Annotated in this window: 14 protein-coding genes and 1 pseudogene; 10 read left to right on the forward strand and 5 right to left on the reverse strand. The window is 69.8% G+C overall.

What is annotated here, in order from left to right; genetic code table 11:
- Positions 1-430: 430 nt before the first annotated feature.
- From ACZ3I4_RS41990 to ACZ3I4_RS42005, 4 genes and pseudogenes are all read left to right on the forward strand, one after another.
- A complete protein-coding gene (locus ACZ3I4_RS41990) occupies positions 431-1,351 on the forward strand; it encodes a hypothetical protein (RefSeq protein WP_465387724.1) in 921 nt (306 codons plus the stop codon).
- A 213-nt stretch (positions 1,352-1,564) separates the two neighbouring features.
- Positions 1,565-2,115, forward strand: a pseudogene (locus ACZ3I4_RS41995) (DinB family protein).
- A 772-nt stretch (positions 2,116-2,887) separates the two neighbouring features.
- Positions 2,888-3,430 carry a cutinase family protein gene (locus ACZ3I4_RS42000; protein WP_465387725.1) on the forward strand — a complete coding sequence of 181 codons (543 nt, stop codon included), beginning with the start codon at positions 2,888-2,890 and terminating at the stop codon, positions 3,428-3,430.
- 62 nt (positions 3,431-3,492) lie between these two features.
- A complete protein-coding gene (locus tag ACZ3I4_RS42005) occupies positions 3,493-4,242 on the forward strand; it encodes a hypothetical protein (RefSeq protein WP_465387726.1) in 750 nt (249 codons plus the stop codon).
- Positions 4,243-4,437: 195 nt separating this feature from the next.
- Here the strand turns inward: ACZ3I4_RS42005 and ACZ3I4_RS42010 are convergent, their stop codons facing one another.
- The gene (locus tag ACZ3I4_RS42010; RefSeq protein ID WP_465387727.1) at positions 4,438-5,958 is read right to left on the reverse strand and encodes a M28 family metallopeptidase; all 1,521 of its coding nucleotides are present in this window, start codon (positions 5,956-5,958) and stop codon (positions 4,438-4,440) included.
- Positions 5,959-6,062: 104 nt separating this feature from the next.
- The gene (locus tag ACZ3I4_RS42015; protein WP_465387728.1) at positions 6,063-6,752 is read right to left on the reverse strand and encodes an NUDIX domain-containing protein; all 690 of its coding nucleotides are present in this window, start codon (positions 6,750-6,752) and stop codon (positions 6,063-6,065) included.
- A gap of 58 nt (positions 6,753-6,810) precedes the next feature.
- Between ACZ3I4_RS42015 and ACZ3I4_RS42020 the strand changes: the two genes are divergently transcribed.
- The 3 genes from ACZ3I4_RS42020 to ACZ3I4_RS42030 all read left to right on the forward strand — a co-directional run bounded on the left by ACZ3I4_RS42020 (position 6,811) and on the right by ACZ3I4_RS42030 (position 9,103).
- On the forward strand, positions 6,811-7,548 hold the full coding sequence (locus tag ACZ3I4_RS42020; protein WP_465387729.1) for a DeoR/GlpR family DNA-binding transcription regulator: 738 nt from the start codon (positions 6,811-6,813) through the stop codon (positions 7,546-7,548).
- A gap of 162 nt (positions 7,549-7,710) precedes the next feature.
- The gene (locus ACZ3I4_RS42025; RefSeq protein WP_465387730.1) at positions 7,711-8,760 is read left to right on the forward strand and encodes an alpha/beta hydrolase family protein; all 1,050 of its coding nucleotides are present in this window, start codon (positions 7,711-7,713) and stop codon (positions 8,758-8,760) included.
- A gap of 4 nt (positions 8,761-8,764) precedes the next feature.
- Positions 8,765-9,103 (forward strand): hypothetical protein, encoded by a 339-nt coding sequence (locus ACZ3I4_RS42030; protein ID WP_465387731.1) that lies wholly within the window; start codon positions 8,765-8,767, stop codon positions 9,101-9,103.
- A 96-nt stretch (positions 9,104-9,199) separates the two neighbouring features.
- Here ACZ3I4_RS42030 and ACZ3I4_RS42035 read toward each other — a convergent pair whose 3' ends face one another.
- Positions 9,200-9,970: a LysR family transcriptional regulator gene (locus ACZ3I4_RS42035; protein WP_465387732.1), complete on the reverse strand. Its 771-nt coding sequence runs from the start codon at positions 9,968-9,970 to the stop codon at positions 9,200-9,202.
- Between the two features lie 149 nt (positions 9,971-10,119).
- On the opposite strand from ACZ3I4_RS42035, the gene ACZ3I4_RS42040 reads away from it, so the two are divergent.
- A complete protein-coding gene (locus tag ACZ3I4_RS42040; RefSeq protein WP_465387733.1) occupies positions 10,120-10,851 on the forward strand; it encodes an SDR family oxidoreductase in 732 nt (243 codons plus the stop codon).
- Between the two features lie 128 nt (positions 10,852-10,979).
- On the opposite strand, the gene ACZ3I4_RS42045 is transcribed toward ACZ3I4_RS42040, so the two are convergent.
- Together ACZ3I4_RS42045 and ACZ3I4_RS42050 are read right to left on the reverse strand one after the other, a co-directional pair.
- Positions 10,980-11,291, reverse strand: a complete 312-nt coding sequence (locus tag ACZ3I4_RS42045; RefSeq protein ID WP_465387734.1) for a ribosomal protein L7/L12 — start codon at positions 11,289-11,291, stop codon at positions 10,980-10,982.
- 12 nt (positions 11,292-11,303) lie between these two features.
- Complete coding sequence (locus ACZ3I4_RS42050; protein WP_465387735.1) at positions 11,304-11,750, reverse strand: MarR family winged helix-turn-helix transcriptional regulator; 447 nt, start codon at positions 11,748-11,750, stop codon at positions 11,304-11,306.
- Positions 11,751-11,813: 63 nt separating this feature from the next.
- On the opposite strand from ACZ3I4_RS42050, the gene ACZ3I4_RS42055 reads away from it, so the two are divergent.
- Together ACZ3I4_RS42055 and ACZ3I4_RS42060 are read left to right on the forward strand one after the other, a co-directional pair.
- The gene (locus tag ACZ3I4_RS42055; protein WP_465387736.1) at positions 11,814-12,167 is read left to right on the forward strand and encodes a VOC family protein; all 354 of its coding nucleotides are present in this window, start codon (positions 11,814-11,816) and stop codon (positions 12,165-12,167) included.
- Positions 12,154-12,585: an EVE domain-containing protein gene (locus tag ACZ3I4_RS42060; protein WP_465387737.1), complete on the forward strand. Its 432-nt coding sequence runs from the start codon at positions 12,154-12,156 to the stop codon at positions 12,583-12,585. Before ACZ3I4_RS42055 ends, ACZ3I4_RS42060 begins: the two co-directional genes overlap by 14 nt.
- The last annotated feature ends 314 nt before the right edge of the window (positions 12,586-12,899 follow it).

Consider the following 12,899-nt stretch of genomic DNA (forward strand, 5'->3'; position numbering starts at 1 on the left):
GCGCCCCCGCCTCTGCCGACGGTCCCGTCCACGCCACGGCCCCCCGGCCGCTACCCCGCGGCCCGGCGGCAGCCTCCAGCTTGGCCCCGCCCACGGCCCCCCGGCCGCTACCCCGCGGCCCGGCGGCAGCCTCCAGCTTGGCCCCGCCCACGGCCCCAGCGGCCGGAACCCGGCCCCCGGCCGGAACCCTGCGGCCCGGCTCCAGTCTCCGGCTCCAGCCTCCGGCTTGGCCTCCGCCTGACTCGTCCGGATCGGTGGATTACCAGCTAATTTTCAAGATTTTCTAGCAGGGGCTGTGACCTGGTGTTTTGCCGTTGTGACGGCGTCGATTTGGGGCTGACGGCCGGAGGTCGGTTGAACCGGGCGGCGGTCGGGACCCGTACTGGCCCGCAGCACCGGTGACATCGACGTCCAACGACGAGGAGTGGCCATGAGGTCCCGCAAGTACCGACGTCCCAACGAGGGAAACCGGCGGAAGACGATCGGCGCGATCGCTGTGGCCGGCGTGGTCGTGGCCTTGGGCGTGACCGGGGTTCAGCTGGCCAACGCCAGCACCGAGACCAAGGCCGTCGAGCTGGTGACCGTCGACGGTCAGCAGTTCGACGTCGCAAACTGCGCGGACGTCCAGGTCAACGCGGGCGCCGTGGTCTGTGACGGCGAGGAGATCGCACCGGTCGAGCAGCAGGCCCCCGGCGACGCGGCGGCCGCATCGGCGGCAGCGCTCGAGGCGGCGTGCGACACGTTCGCGGCCGACGCGGCGGCAGCCGAGGGCGGCGCCGGCGAAGAGGCCGGTGCCGGCAACGAGGCGGGCGCGGGCGAGGAAGCCGCGCCCGGTTCCCCCGCGGCCAAGGCCCAGAACAAGGCCCAGGCCAAGAAGTGGGTCAAGACCCTGAAGGTCCGCGCGGCCAAGGCGGGCAAGGCCGGCGCCGCGGGCAAGGCCGGCGCGGCCGGTAAGGGCGAGAAGGCCGGAGCGGGCGAAGAAGCCGGCGCGGGCGAGGCCGGTGCCGGTGAAGAGGCCGGAGCAGGCGAAGAGGCTGGCGCTGGCGAAGAGGCCGGTCAGGGCCAGGACGCCGGTGCCGGCGGCGCAGCGGCCGACGCCGCCGCTCGTGCCGTGACGTCAGCCCAGCAGAGCCTGCTGCAGTCCTGCCTGGCGCTGGCCGACGCGAAGGCCGTAGTGGCCGGCGCCGGCGGCGACGCGGGCCAGGGCGAAGACGCGGGCGCCGGTGAGGAAGCCGGCCAGGGCGGCGAAGAGGCCGGTGCCGGCGAAGAAGCCGGAGCGGGCGAAGAGGCCGGCGCAGGCGAGGAGGCCGGCGCGGGCAACGAGGGCGCGGCCCCCGCATCCAAGAAGTAGCAACACTCAAGACGGCGGCGGTGTGGGGGCGATCCCGGCCCACACCGCCGCTTCTTTGTATTCACATTGCTGTAGCCCAAGCTGGTTTCGTTCGCGAGATTGGGCGCGAGACGCTCGCGACTTCCGGCACCACGTTGGCAGCGCCGCGAGCCGGGGCGATCGCCTTGGCGTATCGCGTTGCGTCTCTTCCTAGATGGCTGACAACCTTGGATCATGAGTGACCAGTGGTCGGGCAAAGGTTTCGGCTGGCAGAACATGTTCGTTTCGCCCGAGGGCGACCCGCGGGACCAAGGTGAGATCCACGGCGAGAGAGACGTGCTGATCGGGTACCTGCGCTCCCAGCGGCAACGCTGCAGCTCAAATGCGCAGGACTCACGCCGGAGCAACTCGCGAGGCCTGCGGTGCCTCCGTCGGAGTTGACACTGCTCGGACTGGTGCGGCACATGGCCGCAGTCGAGCACGGGTGGTTCCAGCGCGTAATGCAAGGCGACAGCGGCCCTCGGCCGTTCCGCCCCAACGGTCTGCACAGCGAAGAATTCACTCTCCCGACACCTACGGACGTCGAGGTCGACGCGGCCTTCACGGAATGGCAGCGCCAGTGCGACGCCGCCGACGACTACGTAGCCCAAACGGATCTGGATGCCCGAGGGCAGGACAATGTGGAGCTGCGCGAAGTCCTGGTCCATATGATCGAGGAGTACGCCCGCCACCTGGGCCACGCCGACCTACTTCGCGAATGCATCGACGGGCGCAGAGGTCAGTAATTCAGCCCCCGCGAACTCAGGCGCACGACCGAACGCTCATCCGGTCGCAGTAAAGGCATGCCCTATCTCTTGCGCCGTTAGCTTGCGTGAGCAGCGCGCTCGCTGACGACATATGTGCCGCGCCGCGCCGCCCCCCGCAACCGTGCCACCCCGCGCAACCGTGCCGCGCCGCCTCGACGCGTCCCGTGTTGGGCTGTGGCGTTGTGGCGCGTCGTTCTTGGCGCCTCGTTCGGTTGGTGCTACGGCTGTTCGGCGGTTCGTTCTTGTGATGATTTCGGGGCTTGCGTGTCGCGTGTCCGGTGTCTCCTTCGTGGTGGCGGCGGGATCCTGAGATGGCCGTCTCAGCGCTCTGGCCTGGGAAAACGTTGTCGCGGTGGGCCGCGCTGGAATTCGCACTGTCAGTGCCACAACCCGGGCTGCCTTCGCCGCCGTACCGGTTTATGCAAAGCCGGTACGAGCTAAGGGGATGGTGGGAATGCCGAAACGACGTGTGGGGGCGAGGAAGGCCGCGGGTGGCAGGTCGCGGCGCCTTGTGTTGGTTGGGGTCAGCGCCGCTGTGGTGGTGGCGGGCGCAGTCGTGACGCCGCAGGCATTTGCGGGGACGGGAACGGGAACTGCGGCCAGCAGTTCGGCGGCCGGTGGGGGGTCGTTCTTGCAGCGGCTTCGTGATCGGTTCGGGCAGAACGGTGGGCAGAACGGCGGCGGGCAGGCCGGCGGTGGGCAGAACGGTGGCGGGCAGGCCGGTGGCGGCAACGCGGCTGGGTGTTCGGATGTGGAGCTGGTGTTCGCGCGTGGCACCGGGGAGCCGCAAGGTCTCGGGATTGTCGGCCGGCCGCTGGCTCAGGCCCTGGCCGCCGAGCTCCAGGGACGTACGGTGGGCTCGTTCGCCGTGGTTTATGACGCCGCGTCCAACCAGCGCAGCGCTGGGCCGGGGGCGACCAACATGACCGAGCACATTGAGCAGGTCGCGCAGAGCTGCCCGGAGACGCAGTTCGTGATCGGCGGTTATTCGCAGGGCGCGACGGTCACCGACATCGCCATCGGCATCCGCGGCGTCGGCACCCAGGGCAAGGCCATCCCGGCTGAATTGCGGGCGCGCGTGGCGGCCGTTGTGGTTTACGGCAATCCGCTGGGCATCCGGCGGCAGACGATCGCGCAGGCCGCGCCGGCATTCGCGGCGAAAGCGGTCGAGTTCTGCAACACGGGCGACCCGGTCTGCGGCGGTGGAAACAACTTCGCGGCGCACCTGGCCTACAACCGGAACGGCACTGTGGGGCGCGGCGCCGAGTTCGCCGCCGGCAAGATCGGCGGCTGACCGGTCGTACGAGGGTCCGCGCCGCCACGCGGGCCCTGGAACGCATGCCCTACCTTGACGGCGTGATGGTCGTCGCGACTGTGGCGTACTGCTTGGGGGGCCTGCTGCTCGGCGGCTCCGGCATCTTTCTGCTGTTGAACCTCGGCGATCTGCAGGCGCTGCGGACCATGCGGCGCCTGGCGGTGGTGCCGGCCGCGACCCGGCGGGGCGGCCGTGTTGCGATCGAGGGCCAAACGGAATACGGCCCGGCCGGTCGGCAATTCGCGCCAGTCAGCGGTGAGGACTGCACCTGGTTCCACGTACGCCTCATCCGCGAGCCCACCCGGCACTACTCGGGCGGGGACGGACCCGACTACGACGTGCTGATCGACTTCTCATCGCCGGACGGGTTCACGCTCGCCGACCACAGTGGACGTGTTCCAGTCGATCCGGCGATTTTCGGCTCCCCGTACGTCACCGAGCACGGTGTGCCCGTGGTGACCACGATCGTGCACAAACGCTCAGCTCCCCGGACACTGCCGTCGGTCGTGTCGCGCGCAATCGTTGACGATGTGCGCAAGAACGAACGGCTCACGCTCACCGAGACCCGGGTGCCGCGCGGCACGCGAGTGTTCGCTCTTGGCCGGCTCGGCGACGGAACGCTCAAGAAGAGCCGCGCGGGACTGACCGTTTTCTCGGCCGACAGCCGCGATCAAGTGATCGCCGCGCGCCGCGACAGCATCCGGCTCGGCACCCAGATAATCGTTTGGTTCGCGGCGCTGGGCCTGCTGCTCGCGGGCGGCGGAGTCGGCTACCTGGCGACCATGGCCTGAAATCCCAAGCGATGCCGTCGAGGTGCCGAGTGCATGAGCGAATAGTGCGCGGGTGCATGTGGCGTGGTGCGCGTTCGAGCATGAGTGGCGTCGGTATGCGGGTTCGGGTCGCGCGGCGAAGTGAGGGCGCGCGGCGAAGTAAGGGCACGGCGTTGGGAACGCGGGTGACGGCGTGGGCCGTCACCCGCGTACGGGTCAAGCCTTGGTGATTTTGACGTTGTCGACGGCCGCCTCCACGAGCGAGGCGGTCGACAGGTCGGCGGCCTCCACGCTCAGGCGGATCGTCTGGCCGGCGAACGACGACAGGTTGACCGAACCGGTGGCCCACGCGGCGGCCCGGTCGGAGGCGGCGCCGGCCTGGGTGAACACCGTGGTCGTGGTGCTGCCGGAGATCACCCGGATGCGGAAGTAGTCGGCGCTGCTGGCGTTGTTCAGGTGCGACAGGTACCAGTTGAAGCCCAGCGTCAATGTGCCCGACGGCAGCGTGATCGACGGGGAGACGAGCGTTGTGGTGCCGCCGTCCACGTCGTTGGCGCCGGCGCTGGCACCCGCGGTCGCCCCGGTGACCAGGTCGTACGTGCCGCCCGCGGCGTTGCCGAGCTGGGTCGCGATGCCCGAGGTGGTCGCGGCCGGGTCGCCGCGCTCGAACCGGCCCGAGGTGGCGGTGTCGGACGTGCCCGCCGTCCAGCCGGTCGCCGTCTCGAAGTCGTCGGACCACACCGTCGTGCCGGTCGGCGGGGGAGTGGTGCCGCCGTCGGCCAGCGTCCAGACCGAGTACGCGATGGCGTCCGAATTACGGTCGAGCGCGGTGTCGTTGATGTTCGAGATGGTGTCGCATGATGCGTGGTAGCAGGGGTCGAACGTCGTGGCCGTGCCACCCCACAGCTGCACCTGCGCGGCTGTTTTGCGGCCCTCGGCGCCGGTGAAGATGCCGCCGGCCGGGATGCCGTTCGCGATGAACGGGCCGTAGTCGCTGCGGCCGTCGAAGTCCGTGCCGCGCGTGGGCACGCCGATCGACGTGAAGTAGTCGGCCAGCGTCTGCTCGATCTGCGCGGAACCGGCCGGGCCGGGACCCGAACCCGTGCCGTCGGAGTTGTCCCCGTCGTACAGGAAATAGCCGGGGTTGGGTGATCCGACCATGTCGAAGTTGAGGTACCCGGTGATTTCACGTTTCTGCGCGGTCGTGAGCGAATTGACGTACGCGGTCGAGCCGCGCAGGCCCAGCTCCTCGGCACCCCACCAACCGAAGCGCAGGTGCCGGTCGGGCTGGAAACCGGTGCGTGCGACGGTCAGCGCGACTTCGAGGTTCGCGGCCGAGCCGGACCCGTTGTCGTTGATGCCCGGACCGGCCGTGACGCTGTCGAGGTGCGCGCCGACCATCAGGGTGTCCGCGGTGTCGCCGCCCGGCCAGTCGGCGATCAGGTTGTAGCCGGTGGCGCCGTTGTACGTGAACGACTGCTGGCGGGTCGTGAAGCCGGCCGCGTCGAGCAGGTTCTTCACGTACGTGACCGAGGCCAGATAACCGGGCCGGCCGTGCGCGCGGTTGCCGCCGTTGGCCGTGGCGATGTTCTGCAACTGCGTCAGATGCGCCTTGACGTTGGCGACGGAAATGTTCGGGGCGGCCAGGACGGCGGCGTCGGTCGATCGGGCGTTGGCCGGTGCGGTGACCAGGCCTAACGCCAGCGCGGCCACGCCGAGGACGAGGGGTGCTCGCACGAAGGTCCTCCGTGGGGCTCGGGGACCGCCATCGAATGAGGTGGCGGCGTGCTCGCGAGCATGTCAGCGGAGACGACCCATGCAATCATCCCAATCAATACATATCAGAGGGACCCTCTACCGGCGCGAGGAGCGAACGGTCCGTTCAGGGCGGCCCACTGCAGCAGCATGACGGTCTTCGCGTCGGCGATGCGGCCGTCGGAAATGGCGTTCAGGGCGTCGTCGAAGTCGAACTCGACGGCCTCGATGTCCTCGCCGTCGTCGGCCACTCCGCCGCCCGGGCCGGTTCGGTCGGCCGCGGTGTAGGGCGCGGCGTAGAAGTGCAGGCGCTCGGTGACCGAACCGGGGCTCATCCACACGCCGAACACGTGCTGCAGTTCGCCGACCGTGATGCCCAGTTCTTCCGCGGTCTCGCGCCGGATCGCGCTGGCCGGATCGTCGTCGTCCAGCAGTCCGGCTGCCGTCTCGACGAGCATGCCGTCGGGGTGCCCGTTGACGTAGGCGGGATAGCGAAATTGCTTGGTCAGCAGCACCGTGCGGCGCGCCAGGTCGTACAGCAGGATCGTCGCGCCGTCGCCGCGGTCGTACGTCTCGCGCTGCTCCCTGGTCCAGCTGCCGTCGCGGCGGCGATAGTCGTACGTCGTACGGCGAAGGACGTGCCACGCCGCGGCCAGCAGCTCCACGTCGCGGATCATCACGTCGGGGTTGCCGGTGAGATCGCGGCCGGCCTCGTCGAGGCGGGTGCGGCCGCGGTGGTCGGGAAGGTCGATGCCGGGGGTGCCGAGGTCGGTCATGGCCGGTACGCTAACCCGAGAACACGCAACAGTCGACAAGAATGAGGAGAAACACGTAATGCTGCCGGCCGAGCGCCGCGACTTCCTGCTCGAGCGGTTGCGGGCCGAGGGCAAGCTCGTGGTCACCGACATCGCCTTCGAACTGGGCCTCGCCGAGGACAACATCCGCCGCGACCTGCGCGATCTGGCCGCCGCCGGTCTGCTGCAGCGGGTGTACGGCGGTGCGCTGCCCGCAGCACCGGCGGCCGCCGACTATGCCGCGCGCAAACAGGTCTCGCCCGACAGCAAGCGCCGGGTCGCCGCCGCGGCCGCCGCGCTCATCCAGCCCGGCGCGACCGTGCTGCTCGACGGCGGAACGACCGCCCTGGCCGTGGTCAACGCGCTGCCGCCCGACCTGGAGGCCACGATCGTCACCCACAGCGTCACGATCGCCGCCGCGCTGGTCGACCATCCGTCCGTCGACGTGATCGTGCTCGGCGGCCGCCTGTTCAAGCACTCGGCGGTGACCTGCGGCGCGATCACGGCCGAGGCCGCGCAGAGCGTGCACGCCGACCTGTTCCTCCTCGGCGTCACCGGCGTACATCGAAAAGCGGGCCTGACCACCGGCGACCCCGACGAGGCGGCGATGAAACGAACGCTGGCGAGCCGGGCCGCCGAAACGTACGTGATGGCCAGTGCGGAAAAGATCAACGCCGCTTCCCCGTACGTGGTGATGCCGCTGAACGAGGTGAGCGGCGTGATCACGGACGATCGCGACATCGACGGGCTCGGCGTTCCGATCATCCGGGCGCCTTGAATCGAACGACACAGACCGCCCGCACTCGGCTCGACGCCGACCCGGACGTTGGGCAGCGTGTACTTCGCCCTGCCCTGACCGCCCACTTTGACGGCCGGCACGTCCGGGGCCTTAGGGGCGGTCCTGGATGTGTCCGGGCGGGCCGTCCGCCAGGGTGAAGACATGAGCGTCCTCACCGTTGCCGTCACCGCGGCGTCCCTGCTGGTGGCGCCGGCCGCGACCCTGGAGCTGCCCGCGCCGACCGGCCCGTACGCGGTCGGTGTCGTCAACCGGCACCTCGTCGACTGGGCCCGCGCCGACCCGTGGGTGCCGGAACGTCGCCGCGAGCTCATGGTGTCCATTTGGTATCCGGCGATGCGCGAATCTGGCCGCACCGCGCAATATGTGACGCCCGAGGAGTCCGCGCTCATCCTCGAACGTCAGCGCGTGACCGGCGTTCCGCCCGAGATCCTGAGCACCACGGTCACTCATTCGCGCACGAACGCGCATCCACTTGCGCATCAGAACCGCCGGCCTCTGGTCGTGTTGTCGCCCGGCTTCACCCTGCCCCGTTCGTCGCTGACCGGCCTGGCCGAGGATCTGGCCAGCCGCGGCTATGTGGTCGCGGGCATCGACCACACTTACGAGTCGGCCGCGGTGACCTTTCCCGACGGTCGCATCGCCGAGTGCCTGATCTGCGAGAAGGCCGACGGTCCGCGGGTGACTGCTTCCCGCGTACGGGATGTGCAGTTCGTTCTCGACTCTTTGCGCGGTGGCTACGACTCCGGGCGGATCGCGCTGGTCGGCCACTCGCTGGGTGGCTCGGCGGCGTCGGCCGCGATGGTCGCCGATCGCCGCATCGACGTGGGCGTGAACCTGGACGGAACCGTGCAGATCGAACTGCCGGCGCGCGGACTCGACCGTCCGTTTGTGTTCATCGGCAACGAGAAGCACGGCGTCCCCGGCGCCGACGAGACCTGGACCGACACGTGGACGAAGTTGACCGGCTGGAAGCGCTGGCTCTCGGTCACCGGCACCACCCACCTGTCGTTCACCGACTTCGCGCCGTTGGGCGACCAGGCCGGACTGCCCATTCAGCCGCTCGCCGGCGCGCGCAGCATGCAGATCACCCGCGCGTACGTCACCGCGACGCTGGACAAGCATTTGCGCGCGGCGCCCGGCCCGTTGCCGCGCTGTCCCGAGGTCGTCTTCCATCAACCGGTCTACCGTTGAGGCCATGAAGCAGTTCCGCCGCGACGCCGGGCCGGGTCAATCCGCGTACGGGCTGGAAGTGCTCAAAGCCGAGGTGGCCCGGTTGGCTGCCTTGATCGGGGTCGGACAGCCCGATGTGCTCGTGTTCGAGCCGGACGACGGTTGCCCGTACGTTCTGGTCGATTCCGACGGGCTCTATCACTGGATGCGCGCCGAGGGCGGCAAGGTGGTCGAAGACCGCGCAACTTCTGCGCGCGACGATGTCCTGTATTGGTCGTTCGCCGCGATCGCGCACGACAACGAACACATGTTGCGCACGCTCGACCCGCGCTGGGCCGAACGCCGCGCCCGCGAACTCCACTAGCGCTGGGCTGAGCGGTGTGATCTCGACGGGGCCGTGAGGGCGTCCTGGAGTGTTCGCACGCCTGCGAGGAGGGGCGAGGGCCCCTCCCACCCCGATCTACCCGCCGTGGCCCGTCGCCTCGCCCGCCACGACGGAGGCCGCGCGGACGAAGGCGGCCAGGGCTGGGGAGGTGGCGTGCTCGGGCCAGGCGAGGACGAGCGTGGTGGGCTCGGCATCATCGACTGGGACGGCGACCAGGTCGTCGCGGAGCTGGTCGCGGATGGAGGAGGGGAGGACGGCGACCATGCGGCGCAAGGCGATGAGATGGAGAAGCTGCCCAAGGTCGTGGACCTCGGGTCCGTGTGAGCCACCCTCAGATGCGCGCGGCCAGCGCGGCAGGGGCTCCCCGGCGAGGTCGTTCAGGCAGACCCGGGTGCGGCCCGCGAGGCGATGCGAACCCGGTATCACGAGCAGTTGAGTCTCGGTCAGGAGGTCCTGGGTGTCCAGGCCGGTGAGGTCTTGCTGGGGGCGGTGAAGCAGGGCGGCGTCGGCACGGCCCTCCCGCAGGAGGATCTCACGCTCGCCGAAGCTGCACACCAGCTCGACCGGCAGCGCACCCGGCGCAGCCTGATAGGCGTCGAGGATCGCGGGCAGCAGGCCACCGTCGCCGCCCGGCTTGATGGCCAGGACCAGACTCGGGTCGGCGCGGCCGGCCCGCCGGGTGCGGTGCGCCGCGGCCGACGCGGCGTCGAGCACCGTACGGCTCTCGCGGAGCAGGACGGCCCCCGCCTCGGTCAGTGCGACCCGGCGACTGCCACGTTCCAACAGGTCTACGCCCAGCCGTCGTTCGAGCTGCTGAATGGCGCGGGAGAGCGGCGGTTGGGTCATCCCTAGCCGGGCGGCCGAAGTGCAGTTCTTCGGCGACAGCGGTGAAGTAAACAAGCTCGCGGACCTCCGGTCTTTCCATACCCGTACGGTATCGCTGCATGCCTGGTCGGTGTTGGAACTCCCGGCCGCCCCCGTGGTGGGCTGAACGCATGACAGAAACCACGACTGCCCTGGTCACCGGGGCCAACAAGGGCATCGGGCGCGAGGTCGCAGCCCAGCTCGCCTCGCTGGGCACGAACGTGCTGCTGGCCTCGCGCGACCCGCACCGCGGTGCGGCAGTCGCAGCCGAACTGGGCCCGCGGGTGTACCCGGTCACCCTGGACGTCACCGACCGCGCCAGCGTCCTGTCCGCCGCCCGCTGGATCGAGGAGCGCTTCGGCCGGCTGGACATCCTGGTCAACAACGCCGGCATCTCGGGCGACCTCGCCGCCCAGAGCCCTGGCAGTGTCGAACTGCCCGCTGTGCGCGAGGTGTTCGAGACCAACGTATTCGGCGTGATCAGCGTGACCACCACGATGCTGCCGCTGCTCGCCCGTTCTCCCGCCGCCCGGATCGTCAATGTCAGCAGTGGACTGGGCTCCATCGCCCGGATGACCGATCCCGAGGACTACTTCACAACCCGGCCCCCGATGGCCGGGTACGTCCCGTCCAAGACCGCACTCAACTCGCTGACCGTGCAGTACGCCAAGGAACTGCGCAGCCGCAACATCCTGGTCAACGCCGCCGATCCGGGGCCGTGTGCGACCGACTTCACCACCGCGTTCCCCGGCCTCACCCGCACCGCGGCCGACGGCGCGGCCGTGGTCGTCCGGCTCGCCACGCTGCCCGATGACGGGCCGACCGGCGGCTTCTTCGACGAGCACGGCCCGGTTCCCTGGTGAGCTGCCTGTCAGGGAATCGAGGGACGGGGTGGTGGGGGTCAGCCCGGACGGGGAGGGGCGAGCCGGAGACCGCGCCGGCGCCCTCGAACTCGATCCGGCTGGGCCGAACGCCGCGCCGGTGAACGGCGCTAACCGAGGCCGCGCTCGCGGGCCATGCGCTCCACCGCGTCCTTGGCCTCGGCCAGCCCCACGCCCGTACGCTCGCGGTAGATCTTGATCGCGTGGATCTTCTCGCCCTTCAGCAGGTGGGCGAGCACTTCGGGATCCTCGGCGGGCACGGGCTCCTCGATGCCGAGATGGCTCATGACGGCGTCCAGTTTCCGCTCGACCGCAGCCAGCCGGGCCTTCTCCTGGCTGTTGCGGCTCGACCGGTTCGACGCCACGACCAGGCCGAAACCGACAAGGGCGATGATGATGGCGACGACGTACGCGAAATCCATACGTGCATCGAATCAGCTGTCTGCCACCGGTGTCTTGAGCGAAACGACACAGGAGTGCAGCAACCTGCGCATCTGGTTTTGTTCGGCGGGCGTCATCCCGGCGAGCATCGAATCCTCCACGGCCCGTACGGCCCCGCTAGCCGTCGCCAGCTGACGGCGCCCCTTGACGGTGAGCGTGGTCGGCAGCACCCGGCCCGACGGCGCGCGCTCGGGTCGTTCGACCAGCCCATCGCGCTCCAGAGTCTGCAGCACCACGTTCATCGACTGGCGGGTCACGAACGTGCCGCGGGCCAGTTCGGAGTTGGACAGCCCCGGCCGCTGCGCGAGCAGCTCCAGGCACGAGTAGTGCGTGATCGTCATGCCGAGCGGCCGCAGTACCGCCTCCATCGCGTTGTGCAGGGCGCTCGACGCCATTTTCAGCAGGTAGCCCACCGACGTGTCCAGCTCCACTTGACCCATGTCAGCATCCTGACATACTCTGAGCCATGTCAGTTAGCTGACACCGACAATCGAGGAGCGAGCATGGCGGTCACCGGACCCGACTTCATTTCCCTGCAGGTGCGCGACATCGAGCGTTCCGCGGCCTTCTACGAGCAATATCTGGGCCTGCTGCGCCGCCCCGGCCCGCCGCACGCCGTCGTCTTCGACACCAAGCCCATCGCTTTCGCCGTACGCACGGCGATCGCCGGCCCGGTGCCCGACCCGGGCCGCGGCGTGGCCCTCTGGCTGCATGCCCCCGACGCCCAGGAGATCCACGACGCACTCTCCGCCGGCGGGGTGCCGATCGTCTCCGAGCCGATCGACGGCCCGTTCGGCCGCACGTTCACGTTCGCCGACCCCGACGGTTACCAGGTGACGCTGCATGACCGGGCCTGAGCGATTCTGGGTCAGCACGGCCAGCCTCGACCACGTCCGCGCGGCCGAGGCCGGCGGTTTCACCCAGGCCGACCACGGCGCGAACACCCGCCTGAGCCGCCTGCGCCCCGGCGACCGCATCGTCTTCTATTCACCCCGAACGGCCTTGCGAGGCGGCGATCCCGTACGCGAGTTCACCGCTCTCGCCGTGGTCACCGGAGCCGAGCCCTACCAGGTAACCGCCACCGGACATTGGCGCCTCACGTGCGACTTCGAGCCCACGACCCCCATCGAGGTCAAACCGCTGGCCGGCGATCTGTCGTTCATCCCCGACCCCACCCACTGGGGCTTACCGTTCCGCCGAGGCCTGTTCACCATCCCCGAGGCCGACTTCCACTTGATCGCCGCACGCATGACCGAACGCTCGTCGCGCGCATGACCGAACGCTCGCCGCGCGCATGACCGAACGCTCGCCGCGCGCATGACCGAACGCTCGCCGCGCGCATGACCGAACGCTCGGTGCGCACGTAAACGGACGTCCGTGGCGCGCGTGGCCGGATGCTCGGGTCGCGCAGGAGTAAACGCTCACTGCGCGCATGGCGGCGCTGGGTGTTGCGCAGGAGTGGACGTTCACTGCGCGCATGGCGGACGCTCGCGCCGCGCAGGATCGGGCGTTCGCGGCGCACAGGAGCGGATGCTCGTCGCGCGCAGCGCGGGAGGCCGGCATGCAGGAGCCGATGTTCGCGGCGGACG

The sequence above is a fragment of the Actinoplanes sp. NPDC021490 genome, from assembly GCF_055562135.1.

Bases quoted from the DNA above. Each gene is read 5' to 3' on its own strand.
- ACZ3I4_RS42055 (WP_465387736.1), top strand. From the start codon at position 11,814: ATGGCGGTCACCGGACCCGACTTCATTTCCCTGCAGGTGCGCGACATC.
- ACZ3I4_RS41990 (WP_465387724.1), top strand. From the start codon at position 431: ATGAGGTCCCGCAAGTACCGACGTCCCAACGAGGGAAACCGGCGGAAG.
- ACZ3I4_RS42045 (WP_465387734.1), bottom strand. From the start codon at position 11,291: ATGGATTTCGCGTACGTCGTCGCCATCATCATCGCCCTTGTCGGTTTC.
- ACZ3I4_RS42035 (WP_465387732.1), bottom strand. From the start codon at position 9,970: ATGACCCAACCGCCGCTCTCCCGCGCCATTCAGCAGCTCGAACGACGG.
- ACZ3I4_RS42050 (WP_465387735.1), bottom strand. From the start codon at position 11,750: ATGGGTCAAGTGGAGCTGGACACGTCGGTGGGCTACCTGCTGAAAATG.
- ACZ3I4_RS42040 (WP_465387733.1), top strand. From the start codon at position 10,120: ATGACAGAAACCACGACTGCCCTGGTCACCGGGGCCAACAAGGGCATC.
- ACZ3I4_RS42060 (WP_465387737.1), top strand. From the start codon at position 12,154: ATGACCGGGCCTGAGCGATTCTGGGTCAGCACGGCCAGCCTCGACCAC.
- ACZ3I4_RS42020 (WP_465387729.1), top strand. From the start codon at position 6,811: ATGCTGCCGGCCGAGCGCCGCGACTTCCTGCTCGAGCGGTTGCGGGCC.
- ACZ3I4_RS42015 (WP_465387728.1), bottom strand. From the start codon at position 6,752: ATGACCGACCTCGGCACCCCCGGCATCGACCTTCCCGACCACCGCGGC.
- ACZ3I4_RS42030 (WP_465387731.1), top strand. From the start codon at position 8,765: ATGAAGCAGTTCCGCCGCGACGCCGGGCCGGGTCAATCCGCGTACGGG.
- ACZ3I4_RS42025 (WP_465387730.1), top strand. From the start codon at position 7,711: ATGAGCGTCCTCACCGTTGCCGTCACCGCGGCGTCCCTGCTGGTGGCG.